This is a genomic window from Marinobacter litoralis, from assembly GCF_003336705.1.
Taxonomy (GTDB): domain Bacteria; phylum Pseudomonadota; class Gammaproteobacteria; order Pseudomonadales; family Oleiphilaceae; genus Marinobacter; species Marinobacter litoralis.
Map to the genome: position 1 here is coordinate 98,966 of NZ_QMDL01000005.1, position 22,205 is coordinate 121,170.

16 protein-coding genes are annotated in these 22,205 nt (G+C 54.7%); 9 read left to right on the forward strand and 7 right to left on the reverse strand.

What is annotated here, in order from left to right:
• Nucleotides 1–2 precede the first annotated feature (2 nt).
• Nucleotides 3–2,300 carry a phosphoenolpyruvate--protein phosphotransferase gene (gene ptsP, locus DOQ08_RS15315; protein ID WP_114335857.1) on the forward strand — a complete coding sequence of 766 codons (2,298 nt, stop codon included), beginning with the start codon at nucleotides 3–5 and terminating at the stop codon, nucleotides 2,298–2,300.
• 92 nt (nucleotides 2,301–2,392) lie between these two features.
• Nucleotides 2,393–3,634, forward strand: coding sequence for a patatin-like phospholipase family protein (locus tag DOQ08_RS15320; protein WP_114335858.1), 1,242 nt, complete (start codon nucleotides 2,393–2,395; stop codon nucleotides 3,632–3,634).
• Between the two features lie 84 nt (nucleotides 3,635–3,718).
• Here the strand turns inward: DOQ08_RS15320 and hslU are convergent, their stop codons facing one another.
• The 6 genes from hslU to DOQ08_RS15350 all read right to left on the reverse strand — a co-directional run bounded on the left by hslU (nucleotide 3,719) and on the right by DOQ08_RS15350 (nucleotide 12,405).
• Entirely contained in the window at nucleotides 3,719–5,047 is a 1,329-nt protein-coding gene (gene hslU / locus DOQ08_RS15325; protein WP_114335859.1) for an ATP-dependent protease ATPase subunit HslU, read from the reverse strand.
• 11 nt (nucleotides 5,048–5,058) lie between these two features.
• A complete protein-coding gene (gene hslV, locus DOQ08_RS15330) occupies nucleotides 5,059–5,589 on the reverse strand; it encodes an ATP-dependent protease subunit HslV (RefSeq protein WP_114335860.1) in 531 nt (176 codons plus the stop codon).
• A 62-nt stretch (nucleotides 5,590–5,651) separates the two neighbouring features.
• Nucleotides 5,652–6,299 carry an SPOR domain-containing protein gene (locus tag DOQ08_RS15335; RefSeq protein WP_114335861.1) on the reverse strand — a complete coding sequence of 216 codons (648 nt, stop codon included), beginning with the start codon at nucleotides 6,297–6,299 and terminating at the stop codon, nucleotides 5,652–5,654.
• A 7-nt stretch (nucleotides 6,300–6,306) separates the two neighbouring features.
• Nucleotides 6,307–7,992 (reverse strand): arginine--tRNA ligase, encoded by a 1,686-nt coding sequence (argS, locus tag DOQ08_RS15340; RefSeq protein WP_114335862.1) that lies wholly within the window; start codon nucleotides 7,990–7,992, stop codon nucleotides 6,307–6,309.
• A gap of 134 nt (nucleotides 7,993–8,126) precedes the next feature.
• Nucleotides 8,127–9,815 (reverse strand): Ig-like domain-containing protein, encoded by a 1,689-nt coding sequence (locus tag DOQ08_RS15345; RefSeq protein ID WP_406565373.1) that lies wholly within the window; start codon nucleotides 9,813–9,815, stop codon nucleotides 8,127–8,129.
• 418 nt (nucleotides 9,816–10,233) lie between these two features.
• Nucleotides 10,234–12,405 carry a primosomal protein N' gene (locus DOQ08_RS15350; protein WP_114335864.1) on the reverse strand — a complete coding sequence of 724 codons (2,172 nt, stop codon included), beginning with the start codon at nucleotides 12,403–12,405 and terminating at the stop codon, nucleotides 10,234–10,236.
• A gap of 233 nt (nucleotides 12,406–12,638) precedes the next feature.
• Between DOQ08_RS15350 and rpmE the strand changes: the two genes are divergently transcribed.
• Together rpmE and DOQ08_RS15360 are read left to right on the forward strand one after the other, a co-directional pair.
• Nucleotides 12,639–12,860, forward strand: a complete 222-nt coding sequence (rpmE, locus tag DOQ08_RS15355) for a 50S ribosomal protein L31 (RefSeq protein ID WP_114335865.1) — start codon at nucleotides 12,639–12,641, stop codon at nucleotides 12,858–12,860.
• 216 nt (nucleotides 12,861–13,076) lie between these two features.
• A complete protein-coding gene (locus tag DOQ08_RS15360; protein ID WP_114335866.1) occupies nucleotides 13,077–14,342 on the forward strand; it encodes a malic enzyme-like NAD(P)-binding protein in 1,266 nt (421 codons plus the stop codon).
• An 88-nt stretch (nucleotides 14,343–14,430) separates the two neighbouring features.
• On the opposite strand, the gene DOQ08_RS15365 is transcribed toward DOQ08_RS15360, so the two are convergent.
• A complete protein-coding gene (locus DOQ08_RS15365; RefSeq protein WP_114335867.1) occupies nucleotides 14,431–16,932 on the reverse strand; it encodes a penicillin-binding protein 1A in 2,502 nt (833 codons plus the stop codon).
• 268 nt (nucleotides 16,933–17,200) lie between these two features.
• Here DOQ08_RS15365 and DOQ08_RS15370 point away from each other — a divergent pair, with 268 nt between their 5' ends.
• Genes DOQ08_RS15370 through pilQ form a run of 5 tightly spaced genes read left to right on the forward strand, consistent with a single transcriptional unit; the run spans nucleotide 17,201 to nucleotide 22,107 of the window.
• The gene (locus tag DOQ08_RS15370) at nucleotides 17,201–18,265 is read left to right on the forward strand and encodes a pilus assembly protein PilM (RefSeq protein ID WP_114335868.1); all 1,065 of its coding nucleotides are present in this window, start codon (nucleotides 17,201–17,203) and stop codon (nucleotides 18,263–18,265) included.
• Complete coding sequence (locus DOQ08_RS15375) at nucleotides 18,265–18,828, forward strand: PilN domain-containing protein (protein ID WP_114335869.1); 564 nt, start codon at nucleotides 18,265–18,267, stop codon at nucleotides 18,826–18,828. Before DOQ08_RS15370 ends, DOQ08_RS15375 begins: the two co-directional genes overlap by 1 nt.
• Nucleotides 18,828–19,439: a type IV pilus inner membrane component PilO gene (gene pilO / locus DOQ08_RS15380; protein ID WP_114335870.1), complete on the forward strand. Its 612-nt coding sequence runs from the start codon at nucleotides 18,828–18,830 to the stop codon at nucleotides 19,437–19,439. The genes DOQ08_RS15375 and pilO overlap by 1 nt, the downstream gene beginning before the upstream one ends.
• 2 nt (nucleotides 19,440–19,441) lie before the next feature.
• Nucleotides 19,442–19,999, forward strand: coding sequence for a pilus assembly protein PilP (locus DOQ08_RS15385; RefSeq protein WP_114335871.1), 558 nt, complete (start codon nucleotides 19,442–19,444; stop codon nucleotides 19,997–19,999).
• On the forward strand, nucleotides 19,999–22,107 hold the full coding sequence (gene pilQ, locus DOQ08_RS15390) for a type IV pilus secretin PilQ (RefSeq protein ID WP_114335927.1): 2,109 nt from the start codon (nucleotides 19,999–20,001) through the stop codon (nucleotides 22,105–22,107). Before DOQ08_RS15385 ends, pilQ begins: the two co-directional genes overlap by 1 nt.
• The last annotated feature ends 98 nt before the right edge of the window (nucleotides 22,108–22,205 follow it).

Sequence of the window (22,205 nt, forward strand, 5' to 3'; positions counted from 1 at the left end):
CCATGCTCGGCATCTTGCGAAGTATCGTACAAGAGGTAAACAGCGCCCGTGATCTGAACGAGGCACTCGCTATCATTGTCTCGCGAGTGCAGAAAGCAATGGGAACCGAAGTCTGTTCGGTGTACCTGCTGGACCCCACCTCTAATCGCTACATTCTGATGGCCACCGAAGGTCTGTACAAAGACGCGGTGGGCAATGTCAGTCTGGCCCATTCCGAGGGCCTCGTCGGGCTTGTCGGCTCACGTGAGGAGCCCATCAATCTCGAAGATGCGCCTTCTCACCCGCGTTATCGTTATTTTCCGGAAACCGGTGAAGAGCGCTTCAGCTCATTTCTCGGCGTACCCATCATTCACCACCGCGCGGTATTGGGTGTTCTGGTGGTTCAGCAGCGAGAAAATTCCCGCTGCTTCGATGAGGGTGAAGAAGCCTTTCTGGTAACAATCTCGGCTCAATTGGCCGGGGTTATCGCCCATAGCGAAGCCACAGGCGCCATCAGCGGCCTATCGTTAACCGGTGAAGAAGCCCACGACGTGTGTTTCAACGGGGTGCCCGGTGCGCCGGGTGTCGCGATCGGCACGGGCACGGTGGTTTACCCCTCCGCCGACCTTGATGTTGTTCCGGATAAGCCCGCCGACGATATTGACCGCGAGCTGGAGCTGTTCTGGAGCGCGGTTCAAGCCGTAAAAGAAGACATTGAGCGAGTGGCCAACCGCTTGGCTTCGCAGCTTCGTCCGGAAGAGCAGGCACTGTTCGATGTCTATTTGCGCATGCTGGATGAAAGCGCACTTCCCGGCGAGGTGGTCAGCAAGATTCAGGAAGGCATATGGGCGCAAGGTGCCCTGAAGCAGGTGATTCAGCAGTACATCCGCCATTTTGAACTGATGGACGATTTGTACCTGCAGGAGCGGGTGGTGGATATCCGGGATCTGGGGCGTCGCCTGTTATCGCACATGCAGGAAGGCGAACAGAAGCACCTGGAATACCCCGAACGCACGGTTTTAGTCAGTGAAGAGCTCACCCCGGCCATGTTGGGCGAGGTGCCGAAAGGTCAGCTGGTGGGGCTGGTTTCGGTAAAAGGCTCCAGCAACTCTCACGTTGCTATCTTGGCGCGGGCGATGGGTGTACCGACCGTCATGGGGCTGGTGGATATACCCGTTAACCAGTTGGGCGGTCGTGAGTTGGTGGTAGACGGTTTCGAAGGGCAAATCTTCGCCTCTCCCTCTGCCGACCTTCGCGCGTTCTATCAGGCCATTTGTGAAGAAGAAGATGAGCTGTTCCGCGGGCTGGAAGAGCTGCGGGATAAGCCCTGTGAAACGCTGGATGGCCATCGGGTACCCCTGCTGGTGAACACCGGTCTGATGACCGATGTGGTGCGTTCACTGTCTCACGGTGCGGAAGGCATCGGCCTGTACCGCACCGAAGTACCGTTCATGATCAAAGACCGTTTTCCGTCCGAGCAAGAGCAGCGGGAATACTACCGGGAGCAATTGGAAGCTTTCGCGCCTAACCCGGTCACCATGCGTACTCTGGACATTGGCGGTGACAAAGCGTTGACCTATTTCCCGATTCAGGAAGAAAACCCGTTTCTGGGCTGGCGCGGTATCCGCGTTACCCTCGATCATCCGGAAATCTTCTTGTTGCAGGTCAGGGCGATGCTCAAAGCCAGCGAAGGCCTGAACAACCTGCAAATCATGTTACCGATGATTAGCAACGTATCCGAGGTGGAGGAGTCACTGCACCTGATCTACCGTGTTTATCACGAGGTCCGGGAAGAAGGTTACGACGTTCACATGCCTAAAGTGGGCGTGATGATCGAAGTGCCGGGGGCGGTGTATCAGATTCGGGAGCTGGCTGATCGCGTAGATTTTGTGTCGGTAGGCTCCAACGATCTCACGCAATATCTGCTGGCGGTCGATCGGAACAACCCGAGGGTTGCTCAGTTGTATCATTCATACCATCCGGCGGTTCTGCAGGCCTTGGTGCGCATTGCACAAGACACCCATGCCGTGGGTAAGCCAGTAGGCATCTGTGGCGAGCTGGCGGGCGATCCGGGCGGAGCCTTGTTGCTGATGGCCATGGGGTATGATTCGCTGTCGATGAACGCGGCCAGCCTGCCGAAAGTGAAATCGGTGATCCGCAGCGTGGATCGCGAATGGGCCGTTCAGTTGCTGCAAGACGTTCTGTTGCTGGATTCGCCCCACGTTATAAAAAGCTGTGTTGATCTGGCGCTAAGAAACGCGGGCTTTGGCCGATATCTTCGTCCTGTAAAAACGCCTGTGTGTGAACCGGCCGCGCTCTGAGCCGATGCTTTTACAGTTAGTGTGTTTACTCTAGAATCAATTGGTAGCTTAGTGCTGTTAATCTGACCTGTAGTACCTATTAAGGATAGTTGATGACAGACGCGACCGAACTCAAGCCCACACCTAAAATAGGCCTCGCCCTGGGCGGCGGAGGGCCGTTAGGTGGTATTTACGAGATCGGCGCGTTGCGGGCGCTCGACGAAGCGCTTGATGGCCTCGATTTTAATGACTTGAATGTCTACGTGGGCGTAAGCTCAGGTTCATTCGTTGCGTCTCATTTGGCCAATCAGGTTACCACCGCACAATTGTGCCGGATTTTCGTGCGCAACGAGGCGGAGGTGCACCCCTTCCACCCGGATGTGTTTTATCGTCCTGCGTTTCGCGAGATCGGCAGTCGCTTGCTGGCTGTACCCAAGCTGTTGAGTACGGCGATCAGCCGCTTTATCAACAACCCCTATGACCAAAGCTTATTGGAAGCCCTGACCATTCTGGCTCAGGCAGCGCCTGCCGGGTTGTTTGATAATGAAGGTCTGCATGATTACCTGCGCCGAGCGTTTACCATGCTGGGGCGTACCAATGATTTCCGGCAGCTCAAGCGCAGCTTGTATATTGTTGCGGCGGATGTAGAGAGCTCCGATGCCGTATGTTTTGGCGCGCCCGGCTTTGATCACGTGCCCATATCCAAGGCGGTTCAGGCCAGTACCTCTTCCCCGGGCTTGTATGTGCCGGTAGAGATTGATGGGCGGTATTATGTGGATGGCACGCTGAGAAAAGGCTTGCACGCGTCCGTTGCTTTCGAGGATGGGGCAGACCTGGTGTTTGCGATCAACCCTCTGGTACCCATCGACGCCAGCGCTGCGGTGCGTGCGGGCTCACTGAAAGCCGGCGAGCTGACCCATTCCGGGATGCCGAACATGCTGTCCCAGACGTTCCGTACCATGGTGTATTCGAGGATGCAGTCGGGAATTGCCCAGTACGCCCGAGATTATCCTGATAAAGAAATCCTGTTGTTCGAGCCCACGCGGGACGACGCCAAACTGTTTTTCTCTAACGTGTTTAGCTTCCAGAGCCGCCGGATGGTGTGCGAACACGCCTATCAGATGACCCGTAGGGATTTGTTGAAGCGCGCGGATGAGTTGGAGCCCAAGCTGGCGAAATACGGCATCAAACTGCGCAGAGACCGGCTGGAAGATGAGCAGCGCACCATCAGTACCAGCCTTTACGGTGAGCTTCTGCCGTTATATGTGGCCAAAGGCCGTAAAAAACAGACGGAGAAGAGCCGTATAGCAACCGGGCTCAGCAACGTCACACACCTGTTCTCCAAGGCTCAGTAATGCGTTAAGTCTGGAAGGTCGAGAGCAACAAAAAAGCCCGGATGACATCCATCATCCGGGCTTTTTGGGTTGAGGGTAAGGCCGTTACAGAATGAACCGGCTCAAATCCTCGTCTTCGGCCAGTTCGCCCAGCTTTTCGTTAACGTACGCAGCCGTTACTTCAAAGCCGTCGGTCACCTGATCGCCAGCTTCGAACGACAAGCTTTCCAGTAAGCGCTCAAGCACCGTATGCAGGCGGCGAGCCCCGATATTCTCGGTGGTTTCGTTCACCTTGCACGCAATCTCTGCGATGCGGGCGATGGCGTCTTCGGCAAACTTCAGTTTCACGCCCTCAGTGCCCATCAGTGCTTCGTACTGCTGCACCAGAGAGGCATCCGGCTCGGTCAGAATGCGCTTGAAATCATCGGGAGTCAGGGCTTGCAGCTCAACCCGGATCGGCAAACGGCCCTGAAGTTCAGGGATCAAATCTGAAGGCTTGGACAGGTGGAATGCACCAGAAGCGATGAACAGAATGTGATCGGTCCGAACCGCTCCGTACTTGGTGCTCACGGTGCTGCCTTCAATCAGCGGCAGCAGGTCACGCTGGACGCCCTCACGAGACACGTCTGAAGAGGTATTCTCGGAACGCTTGGCAACCTTGTCGATCTCGTCGAGGAACACGATGCCGTTCTGTTCAACGGCCACCAGAGCCTTCTGTTTGATCTCTTCTTCGTTCACCAGCTTGGCCGCTTCTTCTTCCTTCACCCGCTTCATGGCATCCGCCACTTTCATCTTGCGGGTTTTGCGCTTGTCCGAAGCCATGCTCGAGAACATGCTTTGCAGCTGGTTGGTCATCTCTTCCATGCCTGGCGGCGCCATGATCTCTACGCCAGCACCGCTGCTGCGCAGGTCAATGTCGATCTCTTTGTCGTCGAGTTCGCCTTCCCGAAGTTTTTTGCGGAACATCTGACGGCTGGCGGAATCATTGTTGCGGGCGCCGTCTTCGTTAAAGTCGCGGGCAGGCGGCAACAGGGCGTCCAGAATGCGGTCTTCTGCGGCATCCAGGGCCTGGTTCTCGTGGCGTTTCATCTCCTGTTCACGGAGCATTTTAACGGCCATATCCGCCAGATCACGAATAATGGATTCTACATCGCGGCCCACATAGCCCACCTCGGTAAACTTGGTGGCTTCTACCTTCAGGAAGGGGGCATCGGCCAGTTTGGCCAAGCGCCGTGCGATTTCGGTTTTACCCACACCGGTGGGGCCGATCATCAGAATGTTTTTCGGGGTAATTTCATCTCGCAGGCTGCTGTCCAGCTGCATCCGGCGCCAACGATTACGCAAGGCGATGGCTACGGCGCGCTTGGCCTCTTGCTGGCCCACGATGTGTTTGTTCAGTTCGTGAACGATTTCACGGGGAGTCATTGCAGACATGGTCGCTCCGGTCAGTCTTTGATGGGCAGCACTTCCAGAGTGCGGTTCTGGTTGGTGTAGATGCAAATATCACCTGCAATTTCCAGAGCCTTCTCGGCAATTTCGTGTGCGCTCAGATCGGTGTTTTCAAGCAACGCACGGGCGGAAGCCTGGGCAAATGGGCCACCGGACCCAATGGCGATCAAACCTTGCTCTGGCTCAATCACGTCGCCATTACCGGTAATAATTAACGAGGCGGTTTTGTCGGCCACGGCCAGCAGGGCTTCCAGCTTGCGCAGCGCTCGGTCGGATCGCCAGTCTTTGGCGAGCTCTACCGCTGCTCGGGTCAGGTTGCCCTGATGCTTTTCCAGCTGGGCTTCGAAGCGCTCAAAAAGGGTGAAAGCATCGGCAGTGCCGCCAGCAAACCCGGCAATCACCTGGCCGTTATACAGCCGGCGAACCTTGCGGGCGTTGCCTTTCATGACGGTGTTGCCCAGTGAAACCTGGCCATCACCTCCCATAGCGACTTCGTCGTCACGACGGACGGAAACAATCGTAGTCATTTTGGCTCCAGTTGCCTGATGAAGATTGGTATTCAGACGTTATGGAGGCGCTTGAAGTGAATTCAACCTTTCTTGGGAATCTTTCGAACCAGGGGTTGAATATTTATGCCCACCAGCTTATCAACTGCCGAGTTCATCTGGCTTCGTGAGGTGAAAGGGCCCACGTTGACGCGGTACCACTCGCTGCCGTTGTCCTGAACCACGTGTTGTACGTGCGCGCGCAAGCCTTGAAAGGCGATTTGGGCGCGCTGGCGCTCGGCATCTTGCTTACTGCGGAAGGAGCCGGATTGCACCACATAATCGTAGGCCTGTTTGGCGGGGCCTGGGGTGTACTCCTCCACCTTGGGCGGCACCACTTCAGATTCCGGTAGCATTTCGTAGAACCGGAAGTCACGTTCCTTGCGGGCGGTTTGCGCCGGGGGCTGCTTCTGAATGGTTTGGGGCTGTGTCTGATGCGCCTGAGAGGGAGGCGATTGGCGAACTTCCTGCCCTGTCGGCAGCGTGTTCAAATACACAATGAAGCCCATAAAGCCGCCAACCGCGGCCAGAGATAAAATCCACTTCACAGACAAGCCACCCTGTTGGGAGTGCGAAGGCGCACTGCGTTTCGGCTTGGCCGCAGCTTTGTTGCGAGGCTGGGCGGTCCGCTTTTTAGGTGCAGCGGCACCTCTGCCGGATGGTCGGTCTTTCTTGGCATAATCTCTGGCCATGAGCTGCTTACATCTCCTCTGGGGCGCTTACGCCCAGCAGGCCTAAGCCGTTCTCGATTACCTGACGGACCGCCAGATACAAGCTCACCCGTGCATCGCGAAGCGCGGTGTCTTCGATCAGCACCTTGTGAGCGTTGTAGTAGGTGTGGAACTGCCCTGCCAGGTCGCGTAAATAGTGCGTCAGATGATGCGGTTCACGCTGCGCGGCGGAATTGGCAATCAGTTCCGGGTATTTCGCCAGCTGATTCGCCAGCTCTTTCTCTTCGTCCAGTGTCAGCAGGCTCAGATCGCCTACACACTCCGTGCGACCGCGCTGAACGCCTTCGGCTTCCAGCTTGCGCAACACGCTACAGATCCGAGCGTGGGCATACTGGATGTAATACACCGGGTTTTCATTGGTCTGGGAGCGGGCCAGATCGATATCGAAGGTCAACTGTGAGTCAACGCGGCGCGCGGCCAGGAAGAAACGAGTGGCATCGCGGCCCACTTCGTCGATCAAATCACGCACGGTCACGTAGCTGCCGGCACGTTTGGAAATTTTCACTTCCTGCCCGGAGCGGGTGACCATCACCATCTGGTGCAGAACATAGTCAGGCCAGCCTTGAGGAATGTCTGCTTTCAAGGCTTGCAAGCCAGCGCGGACCCGCGTGACGGTGGAGTGGTGGTCTGCACCTTGCTCGTTGATCACGGTGGTGAAGCCGCGCTGCCACTTGTCCAGGTGGTAGGCGACGTCTGGCAGGAAGTAGGTGTAGCCGCCGTCTTTCTTGCGCATCACGCGGTCTTTGTCGTCGCCAAACTCGGTGGTTTTCAGCCACATGGCACCTTCGTGCTCGTAGGTGTAGCCATTGGCTTTCAAGCGCTCAACGGTGGCTTCTACCTTGCCGTCGTCGTACAAGGACGACTCAAGGAAATACACATCAAACTGAACGCCAAAGGCTTTCAGATCGAGATCCTGTTCCCGGCGCAGGTAGGCAACGGCAAATTCGCGAATCGCAGCTTGGTCATCCGGGTCCGCTTTGGCCGTGACTTCCCGATCGTCCGCGATCACGGTCTCACCGGCTAAGTAGGCATTGGCCACATCAACAATGTAGTCGCCCCGGTAACCGTCTTCCGGCCAGCTTTCGTGCTCTGGCGTCAGACCTTTCACCCGCGACTGAACCGACAGTGCCAAGTTGTTGATCTGGGCACCGGCGTCGTTGTAGTAAAACTCACGGGTTACATCGTAACCGTTGGCTTCCAGCAGGCGACACAGGCAGTCGCCGATCGCCGCACCACGACCGTGACCCACATGCAGTGGGCCGGTCGGGTTGGCAGACACAAACTCGACCTGAACCTTTTCGCCCTTGCCGTTGTTGTTACGGCCAAATTGCTCCGCTTCATCCAGAATCGTGTTCACAATCCCGAACGCGCTGGCGGTGCTCATGAAAAAGTTAATAAACCCGGGCCCGGCAATCTCCACCTTGGCAACCGCGTCGCTTTCGGGCAACGCAGCGATTAGCGCTTCAGCCAGCTTTCGCGGAGGGCAGCCAGCGGCTTTGGAAGCCACCAAAGCAATATTGCAGGCGTAATCCCCGTGGGATTTGTCCTTGGTGTTGCCAACCTGCGGCGTGAAGGTTTGGTCAGCCGGCAAAGTGCCTTCGGACTGAAGGGTGGCCAGTGCAGACTGGAGAAGCTCGGATACGGTCTCTTTCATGCGTCAGACGACTCGGTTTTCAGAAGAGTGGGTGTCAGGGCAGGGCGCCCGTTGAAAATAGAAGAGGCGTATTATCGCGGAAAGTTGGAGTGTAAGCAAAAAGCCCGGCGGTTAGGCCGGGCTTTTTATATTGGTTAATCTAGATTCGCGCAGTTCGGGGCAGATCCGTACAGGCCACTTGTTCCGCCAGGAGGCGAAATGTCAGTGTTGCTAAGGTCACTGGCGAGGCAAGAGAGGAAGAATTCTGTGGATTCTTCGTTTTCTGTACCGCCGACCTTCACCGTTGCCGTTAAGCGCACTTGAACCCAATTACAATGACTCTGCGGGTAAAGCAAGTCAAAATCGGCAGAGCCATCAGTGGCGGTGGTGATTGTAGAGGAGCTTGTCGTAGCTGAATTAGTAGGCTCCAGCTTACCACTGCCGTTCGTGTCCTCTCCTGAATCTAATTGTCCATTTTGGTTTATATCTTCAGCCGGGCAAAATACCGCTCCGGGAGCTTCTACCCATTTGTCATCTTCAGCTTGATAGCTGCCTTTTTTATAGCCGATTGGCAGTACGCTTAGTTCCACCTCGGCATTGTTAATTGGGGCGCCGTTTGCGTCAGTAACGATTGCAACGTAAGGCTTCTTATAGCGTACGGTGTCTGGTTCTTCGAGTTCGTTACCTGTTCCAATTGCAAGTCGTAATGCTTGGCGAGCGACGGTGAGTGCTGTTGTATCAGTTATTGTATTATTGCTTGTCGATGCCTTGATCTCCACGCCATCGCGGCCGCTAATGCTAGAGCCTGCGATGAAAGTTGTTGATGCTCGGCCTTGGGAGTCTGTGATCGCTACGCTATCAGACAGGCGTCCATTGCTCTCATCAGCTACTAAGAGAAAATTGACCACTTGGTTTTTGACGCGGTTGTTATCGATGTCACGCACGATTGCGGTCACTTCGGTTGAGTCGTTTAGGCTTAGTTGAGTTTTCGTGGCCTGAACGCTAAGAGTCTCGGGGGTCGTGGCAACAAATTCAACGTCTAGAGAGGTGGTGAGGCCAGAGGACGGATCTCTCGCCGTAATGGTTGAGAGGCCGGCGCTTGAAGATGCGATATCAATTGTTGCGACTCCCCCTGAGGTTGTTACGGTGCCATCCGCTGGGGTTAGAGTTCCGCGTGTAGTGCTGAAATTGATAGTTGAGCCATCTGGAACTGGGGTTCCATCTCTTTCCCAGCTAACTGAAAGCGTTGAGGGGGCTCCAATGTCTAATTCAGATCCGTTAGCTGGCGACGAGAAAGTGAAATCATCGCTTGAAATAGCCACGTCCAATGTCGTACGCAAAGCACTTTCACCCTCAAACGCAGTGGCAGTTAAGCTTGCAGTGCCGCCGGAACTCGCGCTTGAAAGTTCGAATGCTACAGCGCCATTGTTCTCGGTTGTTAGTGTTTGGGAGGTGATTGAGCCGAGAGTGGTTGATATCGAGATAACTTGATCCGCAATGCCATTGCCCTCTGAATCCAGAAGAACAGCTTGGTAGCTGTCACTATTGCCGAAAGATATGGATTGAGGGCCCTTCAGAGTAAGAGTTGTTCCCGTGACCTCGATGGCAACGGATTCACTGACCCCGCCAGCCGAAGCGTTTACCGTTAGAGTGGTGTTTCTGCGGTCATTGTCGCCGGTCAACTGAGCTGTTGCTATCCCTGCCTCGTCCGTTGTTGCTTGTGTAACCTGCAGTGTTCCGCCTTGTGGCGCAGCAAATGTTACTGGAATATCCGCAAGCAGAACTCCATTCTCATTTTTGACTCGTGCTGTTATTGCAGAGTTGGCTGATGATGATGTATTGATGCGAACTGGGTTGGCGAACAAGTCGATAGATCCGACTTGTACTTGAACTTCATTCGTTATGTCTTCGCCATTGCTGTCGGTGTTGCCGTCGTTGTTGCTCCCACCGTTGCCTCCGCCGGCCAGAGGGGTCGAGCTATCGTCACCTCCACAAGCAGCTAATACAAAAGCCAGCGACAACGCTGACGCACGCGCAAGGATTTTCCCTGACATTATTTATCTCCAGTGTTCGTTACAGCAAAAGCCTTTTCGCCGCGCATTCCCCGCGAGAGAACCGCAACCTCAGTTGTTATTCAGCTTTATCGGTTAGATTGCTGAAAATCATAGCACAGCTACCAGAAATGGAATGCTCGCACGGTCAAAATTGTGAAAAAGATTGTAACGTTTTGCACAGCCTGCGCTGTTTCGCAATTTGGGATGCTTAGCCGGTTTCCTGTGGGTCTACATCTACCATCCATTTGGTGCTGCTCGGCAGTTTGGTTTGGTCCAAGTGCTGGCACAGATAGGTGAGCAATCGGTTGAGTTGTTTGCGATGATCGCTCACCAATATGAGCTGGGCGCGGTGCCGGTCGGCTTTTCGGGCGATGACCGCAGGAAGTGGGCCCCAAACTTCAACGCCGGGTGTGCTGGCCATGGGTTTTAGTGAATCCAGAAGTTGCAGACTGTTTTGCATGGTGTCGGCTTCTGCGCGCAGGATGGCCATGGCGCGAAAGGGGGGGAGTTGCCCGGATTCCCGTTCGGCCAGAAGCTGGTCCGCAATGGCAGGGTAATTGCCTTGGCATAGCGCGTTCAGCAGGGGGTGGTCACTGTGGCAGGTCTGGATGAGCACCTTGCCGGGCTTGTCGCCTCGGCCGGCACGGCCGCTGACTTGCAGCAGAGTTTGTACCATTTGTTCTGGAGCGCGGAAGTCCACACTGAATAAGCCGCCGTCGGCATTGACCACGGTGACTAACGTGACGTTGGGAAAGTCGTGGCCTTTAGCGAGCATTTGGGTGCCCACCAATATGCAGGGTTCGCCGCTGTTTACTTTTTTCAGGATGGCCTGAATGCTGCCTTTGCGCTGGGTGCTGTCTCGGTCTACCCGAACGATCGGGGTGTCGGGGAACTGTTCTGCCAGTGTTTCTTCCGTGCGTTCGGTGCCTTGGCCTACCGGTTTGAAGTTTTCGCTTTTGCATTTCGGGCAGGTGTGGGTTGCTGCGGCTTGGTAGTCGCAGTGGTGGCAGCGCATGGCCCGGTCGCGCCGGTGGTAGGTCAGGCGCGTGTCACATCGGGGGCATTCTTCCATGTGGCCGCAGTCAAAGCACATCATGATCGGTGCAAAGCCACGGCGATTCACGAAAACCAGTGCCTGCTCGCCTCTATCCAGCGTTTCCTTAATAGCTGTCAGTGCAGGGCGGGCCAGCCCAGCTTCAAGTGGGCGGCTGCGAATATCCAGCAGCGTCAGTTCGGGCGGTTTGGCGTTACCGGCTCTTTGTTCCAGGCGGGCAAGGTTGTATTTGCCTTGGCTGGCGTTATGCCAGGATTCCAGTGAAGGCGTTGCCGAGCCGAGAATCACAGGGCATTGGTTCAGATGAGCACGGTAAACGGCGACATCGCGACCTGAGTAGCGAAAACCTTCGCCTTGCTTGTAGGAGCTGTCGTGCTCTTCATCCACGATGATGGTGCGAAGGTTAATAAAGGGAAGCAGTACGGCGGACCGGGTGCCGATAAGAATGATTGGGTCGCCGTTACGGATTTTTAGCCAGGTGCTCAGGCGTTCGCCGTCGTTAAGGGCTGAGTGCCAAACCTGAATACGGTTGCCGAAATAGCGCCGGAAGCGAGCGACGGTTTGCGGTGTCAGATTGATTTCCGGAACCAGCACCAACGCTTGTTCGTCATGCTGAAGGCGCGTTTTTAGATAGTGTAGGTACAGCTCGGTTTTGCCGCTACCGGTGATGCCGAACAGCAAACTTGCGGAGAACTGTTTGATGTCTTCCGGTAGCTCTCCGGCAGCCTCTTGCTGGGCGCTGGACAATATCGGAGCGGGGAGAGCTGTCTCCGGGATGTGCGGTTGTGCATTTGAGGTGGCGCCTTGTTGGATCAGTTCTTTTTGTTCCAGCGAGCGAATCTGGGCTCGACTATAGCCAGACTGCACCAGTGCGCTGGTGGTGATGCCGGGCGTGGCTTTTATGGTGTTGAAGAGTGCGACTTGCCGATGGGCGTTTGCTGGAAGTGCCGCTTCGGTTGCGGTGGTTTGCCATTGCTCGTCGGGTTTCAGAGCTGCGGGTCTTCCGCGCCGAAGCGCCGGGGGTAGGGCGGTAAACAGGCATTCCCCCAGTGGGTGTTGGTAGTAGTCGCTGGCCCAGGTGAGCAGGCGAAAGGTGTTTTCCGGTAACGCGGCCCACGGCTCAAGTGCGGCTTGTATGGGTTTTAGGGTGACGCCTTCCGGCGGCTGCACACCGGTTTCAACCACAAGGCCGGTCAATGTTTGTCGGCCAAAGGGCACCTTAACGCGCTGGCCGGGTGTCAGCTCCAGAGCGTCCGGGATGCGGTAATCGAACAGCCGGCGCAGGGGGCGGTTCAAGGCGATGCGTGCGGTTTTGGGCTGTGTCACGGTATCTGCGTATCCTGAAAATCGGTGAAATAGCGCCGGCGGATGGTTTTGACGTAATAGACACTGCGGAAGATACTTGCCTGTGGCCGGCTTTGCCAGTAAGATTCGCGGTCTGTTTCTGGCCGGGCGTGGTAGTGCGCGGTCTTTCAATTGATTCAAAATTGCGGTGCCTGACCCAAAAACCGGTTTTTCCGGAGGTGATCAGGTAGCGGCATGCCCGAAAGAGGTTCGCCATGAAAGAAGGTATTCATCCTAAGTACGAAGACATCACTGCTACCTGTTCTTGCGGTAACGTGATCAAGACCCGCTCTACTGTTGGTCACGACCTGCAGCTGGACGTATGCTCCCAGTGCCACCCGTTCTACACTGGTAAGCAGAAGGTTATGGACACCGGTGGTCGTATCGATAAGTTCAACAAGCGTTTCGGTGGTCGTATCGGTGCTAAGAAAGACTGAGCACAGCCGGAATGTTGAAAAAAGCGCCTACGGGCGCTTTTTTTGTGCCTGAAATTTACGCATTAATCATTCTTATAAGCAAAATGCCCTATTGACTGGTTATAAAATATTCGGGTTTAGCTTGTCGTTTTGGGATGGGCGCGCCATAATGTCGCGCTCCGTCGACCTGAGGTCAGGCGGCTTTTACTTTTAAACGTGACAAACGGAACAGTGGCAATGTCTCAAGATCTGAAAGAAGCAGCCCTTGAATATCACGCCAAACCGCGGCCGGGTAAGCTGAGTGTAGAAGTCACTAAGCCTACTCAAACAGCTCGCGATCTATCTCTGGCGTACAGTCCTGGAGTTGCCGAGCCGGTCCGCGAGATCGCGAAGGACCCCGAGAACGCATACAAATATACCGCCAAGGGTAACCTGGTTGCCGTTATTTCTGACGGTACCGCTATCCTGGGTCTGGGTAACCTCGGGCCTCTGGCGAGTAAGCCGGTAATGGAAGGCAAAGGCGTACTGTTCAAGCGCTTTGCCGGAATTGACGTATTCGATATCGAAGTTAATTCCGAAAGCCCGCAAGCGTTTATTGAAACTGTTGAGCGCATCGCGGACACCTTTGGTGGCATCAACCTGGAAGACATCAAAGCGCCTGAGTGCTTTGAAATTGAGCGCGCACTGATTGAAAAGTGCAACGTGCCCATCTTCCACGATGACCAGCATGGTACGGCGATCGTTACTGCAGCAGGCATGATCAATGCCCTCGAGCTGCAGGGCAAAAACATTGAAGACGCGAAAGTTGTCTGCTTGGGCGCTGGCGCTGCAGCCATTGCTTGCTCCAAGCTGCTGATCAGCTGTGGTGTTCGCTCTGAAAATATCTTCATGCTCGACCGCAAGGGTGTGATCCACTCTGGTCGTGATGATCTGAACCAGTACAAAGCGATGTTTGCAAACGACACAGACAAGCGCACGCTGGATGATGCGATCGACGGCGCAGACGTATTCCTGGGTCTGTCCGGTCCTGATCTTCTGTCAGCGGAACAGCTGAAGAAGATGGCGCCGAACCCGATCGTTTTCGCATGCTCTAACCCGGATCCGGAAATCAATCACGCGCTGGCTATGGCTACCCGTGATGACCTGATCATGGCTACGGGTCGTTCGGACTACCCGAACCAGGTGAACAATGTGTTGGGCTTCCCGTTCATTTTCCGTGGTGCTCTGGACGTTCGCGCGACCTGCATCAACGAAGAAATGAAAGTGGCAGCGGTTAACGCTATCCGCGAACTGGCGAAAGAGTCTGTGCCTCAGGAAATCTGTGAAGCCTACGGCGTAGACAGCCTCGAATTCGGTAAGGACTACATTATTCCTAAGCCGATGGATGTTCGCTTGCTGGAAGTTGTACCTGCTGCGGTAGCTCGCGCTGCTGTAGATTCAGGTGTAGCAGGACAACCTTATCCTGCGCACTACCCGCTGAAGTCTATGGACGACATCATCTAACTCCGATGTAGTTCAGCTTCATGCATAAAAAACCGGCGGTGATCCCGCCGGTTTTTTTGTGGTTGCTTGTTTTGCCTGAGCTCCCGGCTTAGAAGATCTGCCGGGAGAAGCTTTCCGGCGCGCTACCGGATGGATTTTCAAGTTGGTCGGCGGTTAACGGCGCGGGAACATTCTCTTCTTTGAAGAGCTCAAAAACGCCATCTTCATTTGGGTGCGCGCGCTCGCCGGTTTCCGGATTGATGCGAATGTTGGCCAGGCCATTGGGTCGCGGCATCAATGAAGGAGGAGTGTCCGCCAGTGCAACCTTCATGTAGTCAATCCAGATGGGAAGTGCGGTGCTTGCGCCGTATTCTCCACGCCCAAGCGGTGCGGGCTGGTCAAAGCCGACATAAACCGTTGTCGCGATGCTGTGATTGTAGCCGGCGAACCAGGTGTCTTTCTGTTCGTTTGTCGTGCCGGTTTTTCCGGCTAAATCGCTGCGCCCCAAGGCTCTGGCGCGGCGACCGGTGCCCTGTTGAATCACGTCTTGCATGATGGAATGCATGATGTAAACCGAGCGGGTGTCCGCCAGTTTGCGCATGATTCTGGGGCTCTCGGAATTTTGTGAAGCAGGGAGAATAATGCCGACCGTTTCTGGCGCGGATTCAACGGGTTCAGTGTTTTCACTGCTAGAGCTGTATTGTGCCTCGAGCGCGTCGCAATCGCGGTCGCACAGAATCGTTTCCGGTGCTTCGTAAATTACGGTGCCATTGGATTCGCGAATGCTTTCAATCAAATAGGGCTGCACGTCATAACCGCCATTGGCGATGATGGCGAAGCCGCGAGCCAGCTCCATGGGGCTGAGCAGTCCGCTTCCCAACGACAATGACAAGTTTTCGGGCATATTGTTGGTCGGGATTTTGAGCTGTTCCAGGTAGTCGAGCGTAGTGCGAATGCCTAGATCGCGCAGTAATCGAATGGATACCAGGTTGCGCGACCGATACAAACCTTTGCGCAGGGTTGTTGGTCCGTAGAATTGCCCGGAAGCATTTTGCGGGCGCCACGAGCCTTCAAGGTCGGAGTTATCAAGCACAATTGGCGCGTCGTTATAAATGGTGGCGGGTGTGCGCCCGTTCTCCAGTGCGGCTAGATAAAGAAACGGCTTAAACGTGGAGCCTGGTTGGCGCTTTGCCTGGGTTGCCCGGTTGTATTTGCTTTGACCGAAGCTGTAGCCGCCGGTGAGTGCTTCAATGGCGCCGGTCTTGGCATTCAGGGAGATGAGCGCGCCTTCGACATTTGGTACTTGGGCCAAAGCAACGTTTTGCGTGACTGTCGTGGCATCTTCGGAGGGCTGCTCGGCGCTGAGGGCTTTTACATAAATGACATCGCCGACACTGACGACGTCAGAGGGTTTTTTCGGCTCGGGGCCTGTCAGGCTTTCCGTGCGGTGCCTGCGTGCCCACTTCATGGAGTCAAACGCCATGGTAGTGGGGCCGAGTGCGCGAGTGTGTGTTTGGACTTTCCCGTTCTTGTCGTCAATCGATGTGACAATGGCTGGCAGTAGGCGTTCTACGGTCGGGTAGTTGGCAAGTTCCCCTGAAAGTTCGGCGGCCGTCATGCCGTCGATGTCCACTTGTCCGATAGCGCCCCGGTAGCCGTGGCGACGATCGTAATCTTCGAGGCCGGCCCTTAATGTGTCGGTTGCGGTCTGTTGCTTCAAGCTGTCGACGGTGAGAGTGACGCTGTAGCCATCGGTATACGCTGTGTCGCCGAACCTCCGTACCATTTCGGAGCGCGCCATTTCAGCAACGTAATCGGCATCGACGTCGGTGTCCCGGGCGTTGTAGCTGGCAGTGATCGGGGCTTCCGAAGCCAGTTCGCGCGCATCACTGGTAATGAATCCCAAACTTTCCATGCGTCCGAGTATCCAGTTTCGGCGCACTAGGGCGCGTTCGGGATCGGCGATCGGGTTGTAAGCCGAAGGGGCTTTGGGAAGGCCGGCCAGCATGGCCATCTGTGCCAGAGACAGTTCATTAACCGGTTTGTCGTAATAGACTTGAGCTGCAGCGGAAATACCGTAAGCGCGATTGCCCAAATAGATCTTGTTCAGGTACAGCTCGAAAATCTTTTCTTTGCTCAGTTCTCGCTCAATTTGAATGGCCAGAAGTATTTCGCTGAACTTGCGAATGAAGGTTCTGTCGCGTGACAAAAAGTAATTTTTTGCAACCTGCATTGTGATGGTACTGCCACCGGATTGAATCGATCCGGTAGAGATCAGTTCGATCGCAGCCCGTGTCAGGCCTTTGATGTCTACTCCGAAGTGTTCGTAAAAACGGGCGTCTTCCGCGGCCAGAAAGGCTTGTAACTGAAGTGTAGGGATCTGTTCGATTGTGACCGGAGTCCTTCTCTTTTCGCCGAATTCTGCTATTAATTCGTTGTCATGACTGTACACCCGCAAAGGCGTTTGCAGCTTGACGTCGAGAAGTTGTTCTACGGGAGGCAGGCTGGGTCGTAAATACAGATACAAGCTTGCAGTCAATATGACGGCGACACTCAGGCCGGTAAGAATGATCCAGGCAAAAACACGAGATGTACGCATCAAATGAGACATTTTTTTCTGACATCTGTTAGATATAGGTCTATTATTTGAGAAATTGCTTTAGGAAGGTTTGGCGGCCTTCCGGCATGCAATCTCTCCCGTAAAAACGAGAAATTGCATTGTAGACGGAATGAATAAGAAATTCTCTTACATATAAAACAGATAAAAGCAGGAAAACTGCTTAAAACTAAGAGAGCGATCTCGGAGCTTCTGTCGCTAACAGGCAAGAGACCGAGGGGCTCCAACGCCGGGTGTATTCAACCAGGTATAGGGTGAGCGCGTGTTCGGATTGATAGGAAAAAAATCCAGTTCTGTTCTTGGGGTTGATGTCAGCTCCAGTTCAGCAAAACTCCTCGAACTGTCAAAGCAGGGCGACCGTTACAGAGTCGAAAGCTACGCTGTTGAGCCCCTTCCGGCCAACGCAGTTGTCGAGAAAAATATTACAGACGTAGAGGCGGTGGGCGAAGTGCTCAAACGTGTTGCGTCTAAGTCCCGCACGAATGTCAAACAGGTGGCTGTTGCCGTCTCCGGTTCTGCAGTCATTACCAAAGTGATTCAAATGGATTCCGGTCTCAATGAGTTTGAGATGGAAGATCAGATTGCTTTGGAAGCGGATCAATACATTCCATATCCCCTTGATGAAGTGGCTATCGATTTCGAGGTGCAGGGGCCTTCCGAGAGTAATCCGGATCAGGTTGATGTCCTGCTTGCCGCTTGTCGGAAAGAAAACGTTGACGTTCGGGAAGATGCTCTGGAAATAGCAGGGCTGAACGCGAAGGTGGTCGATGTTGAAGCCTACGCGCTCGAGCGGGCTTATGAATTGATCGAGCCGCAGCTCGATTCTCAAGGTGAAGAACTGGTGGTGGCTATCATGGATATCGGGGCCACCATGACCACGCTGAGTGTTCTGGCCGAAGGTAAGACGGTTTACACCCGCGAGCAGATCTTCGGTGGCAAACAACTCACCGAGGAAATTCAACGCCGTTACGGTTTGTCCACTGAAGAGGCCGGGTTGGCCAAAAAACAAGGTGGCTTGCCGGATGATTACGAAACCGAAGTGCTAAACCCATTCCGGGAAGCGGTTGTCCAGCAGGTGGCACGCGCGCTGCAGTTTTTCTTCGGCGCCAGTCAGTATAACGCGGTGGACTACGTGGTGTTGGCAGGTGGAACGGCTTCGATTCAAGGCCTTACAGAAATGGTCGAAGAGAAAACAGGGACACCAACGCTGGTTGCTAACCCGTTCGCTGATATGGCGGTGGGGTCCCGGGTGAATGCATCCTCGCTGAGCAATGACGCACCATCGTTGATGATTGCCTGTGGACTGGCAATGAGGAGTTTCGACTGATGGCAAAAATTAACCTGAGACCTTGGCGCGAAGAGCTGCGTGCGGAGAAACAGAAACAGTTTGTGGTGATGATGCTGGGCGCTGTCATTATTGCGGCAGGCTTAGTGTTTTTGTGGAAAACCGATACAGACAACCGAATCGCGTACCAGCAATCACGTAATGCCTACATTGAAACCGCTACCAAACAGCTGGACAAGCAGATCAAAGAAATTGAGAACCTCAAACGCCAGCGTGATGAGCTGCTCGCTCGGATGAAGGTTATTCAGGATCTGCAGGGCAAGCGTCCGGTCATTGTTCGAGTGTTTGACGAGTTGGTGCGTACCCTTCCCGATGGCTTGTTCTTTACCGACCTTAAAAAGAGCGGTGAGCGCCTGGATATCGTCGGCATGGCCGAGTCCAACAGTCGCATTTCTAACCTGATGCGTCAGTTTGAGGAATCCGAATGGTTTACCGGGCCGAACCTGAGCAACGTTGCGGCTGCAGATAACCGCCGCGCTGGTTACAGCCAGTTCAATCTATCGGTTCAGCAGAAAACGCCAGAGCCCGAAGGGGAGGATAAATAATGAGCCTCGCGGACTCACTGAAAAGCCTTAACGAATTCGATATCAACGATCTCGATGTCAACAATGCTGGCATTTGGCCCGCGCCAATCAAGGCCATTGTGTTCCTGTTGGTGTTTGGTCTGATTTTGGGTGGCGGGTATTGGTTTTTTATCAAGGACCAGTACGCCCAACTCGATCGAGTTGAGAGAAAAGAGCAAGAGCTGAAGCAAACCTACGAGCAGAAAGCCTATCGGGTTGCAAACTTGGAGGTGTTTAAAGCTCAGATGGTTGAAATGGAAGAAACCTTTGGTGCGCTGGTGCGTCAGTTGCCGAGTGAAACCGAGGTGCCGGGCTTGTTGGAGGATATTACCAATACAGCGCTGGGCAGTGGTCTGAGCTTGCAGGAAGTGAAGCTGCAGCCAGAACGCCAGAGAGATTTCTATTCGGAGCTTCCGATCAACGTGCGGGTTTCAGGTTCGTATCATGAGCTGGCCTCGTTCGTCAGCAGCGTTGCAAGTTTGCCTCGCATCGTTACGCTGCACGATTTGACTATTAAACCAATCGGTGGAAATGGCGAACAACTGGATATGCAGGTTGTTGCCCGTACCTACCGTTACCGGGCTGGAGAGTAAGCATGGCAAAGAAGCATGCAGGAAAAGCCTGGCTGGGTGTGTGTCTGGCGTCGTTACTGACAGCTTGTTCCCAGGGCAACGGCTTCTCGGATTTGGACAAGTTTATGGCGGATACCCGGGCTAAACCCCGGGGGCACGTAGAGCCTTTGCCAGAGTTCAAGGCCTACGAGGCCTTCAGTTATTCGGCGGCCGACCGCCGGGCTCCGTTTGAGCCGCCCGTCGATGTGCAGTTGACCATGGTAGACGAAAAGCCCATTACCGACGTGGAGCCCGATCTCGATCGTCCGCGAGAGGTGCTCGAGAACTTCGATCTGAAGTCGTTGAGTATGGTGGGTACGTTGGAAGGTTCTGGCGGAACTCTTTTCGCGTTGGTGCGGGACGGCGCGTCAGGCATACATCGAGTGCGGGTTGGAAACTACATGGGGCAAAACTATGGCCGTATCGTAGGAGTCAGTGAAACGCGTATCGAACTGATTGAAATCGTTCCGAATGGCCGGGGTGGATGGGTCGAACGCCCCCGCTCCTTGTCTTTGGATGAGGGCACAGGAGCGGCAGGATGATGAATACAAGAAATATGCAAGAACAAACAGGTTTAGGGTCGAGGCTAGCGATGTTCAAAAAACTTAATGTCTCCGTAGGTATTATTGCCGTGGGGTTATGGAGCAGCCTGGCCAGCGCGGTCACGCTGCAAGACGTCACGTTTTCGTCACTGCCGGGTGAGCGCTTGGAAGTGATCATGGAATTTGACGGTACACCACCGGAACCGACCGGCTACACCATCGAGCGTCCGGCCCGGATTACGGTTGACCTGAAAGATACAACGAGCGGAATAAATAAGCGCAGCATCCCGCTGGGGTCCGGCAATGCTCAGAGTGTGACCGTTGTGGAAACCAAAGATCGCACCCGGTTGATCTTCAACCTGATTGAGTTGGTCCCCCACGAGACAACGCGGAATAACAACTCACTGGTCATGACGATCGGTGGCGCAGGATCATCAGTAGCTGCAACTTCCGGCTCCCAGCAAACGACGGTTTCCGCTCCCTCTGGTGCAAATGCACTGGCAGGCATTGATTTCCGTAGAGGGAAAGCTGGCGAAGGGCGAGTGATTGTTGATTTGGGCAGCAGCTCGTCCGCGGTGAACCTGACCGAGCTGGGCGGACGCATTCGTCTGACCATGCCGGATCTTGACGTGCCTGTTGATTTGCGTCGTCGATTGGATGTAACGGACTTTGCAACGCCTGTCACCCGTATCGATACCTTTGTGGAAGATGGGAATGCAGTTGTAGAGATTCGTCCGGAAGGGGATTACGACTACATCGCCTACCAGTCTGGCCGCGAGTTCACGGTTAGCGTGGAAGAGATCTCTCAGGAAGAAGCCGAAACCCGCCGTGAAGAGAAGTTCCCGTATTCTGGCGAGAAGCTCTCTCTTAACTTCCAAGACATCGAAGTGCGCTCTGTGCTGCAGCTGATTGCGGACTTCACAGGCTTGAACCTGGTTGCCAGTGACACGGTGGGCGGCAGCATCACGCTGCGCCTGCAGAACGTGCCTTGGGACCAGGCGCTGGATCTGATTTTGAAAACCAAAGGTCTGGATAAGCGTCAGATCGGTAACGTGCTTCTGGTAGCGCCTGCTGAAGAAATTGCAGCCCGCGAGAAGCTGGAGCTGGAAACCAATAAGCAGATCGCTGAGCTAGCTCCGGTTCGGTTGGATATTATTCAAGTTAACTACGCGAAGGCCGACGAAATTGTTAGCTTGATCCAAGCCGACGCCGAGTTGATCTCATCGCGAGGTTTCGTGTCATCGGATAAGCGTACCAACACCATTACCGTGCGTGAAACTGCGGATAAGCTCGAAGAGATTCGTCGCTTGGTGAGCACCTGGGATGTTCCCGTGCGTCAGGTATCCATCGAAGCGCGCATTGTTCGTGCACAGACCAACGTTGCCGAAGACTTGGGCGTTCGTTGGGGCGGTGCGGCCTACGATGTGAGTGGCAATGATGTTGTTACCGTTGGTGGGTCCCTGGGAACTCTCAGTGAAGCCCGTGATGCAGCAAGTGGCGGTAGTAATACGATCTCGTTCCCCGGCGCTTTGGGTGTGGACCTCGGTGTGACTGGTGAAGGCGCATCATCTTTCGCCATCGGCTGGGGCAGTGACGACTTCCTGGTAGATCTTGAACTTTCTGCGCTGGAAAGCGATGGCCGCGCGGAAGTAGTTTCGCAGCCTCGTGTTGTGACGGCCGATCGCCAGAGCGCGTCGATCAAGTCAGGTGAAGAAATTCCTTATCAAGAGGCTTCTTCAAGCGGCGCTACGTCCGTGTCGTTCAAGGAAGCGGTGCTTTCTCTGGAAGTAACGCCACAGATTACCCCGGATGATAAGATCATTATGGATCTGATCGTGAACCAGGATTCTCGTGGTGAGGTGACCGCAGGGATTCCGTCAATCAACACCAACGAAGTGACCACGCAGGTGCTCGTTGCGAACGGTGAAACGGTAGTGCTGGGTGGTATCTTCCAGTCAGAAGTTGCTACTCAAACAACGAAAACGCCATTCTTGGGTGACATCCCATACCTGGGGCGGTTGTTTAAGCGCACAGAGCATGTGGATGAGCGCAGTGAGCTGCTGATCTTCATCACGCCGAAGATCATCAAGAGCGATTTGATCCAGTAATTCGGGTCAGAGCCTGAAAGCCGCCGCTGATACCGGCGGCTTTTTTGTGTCTGTGGCTCGGCAAGGTTATGGATTGGCGCGCCCTGTGCTATTCTCAT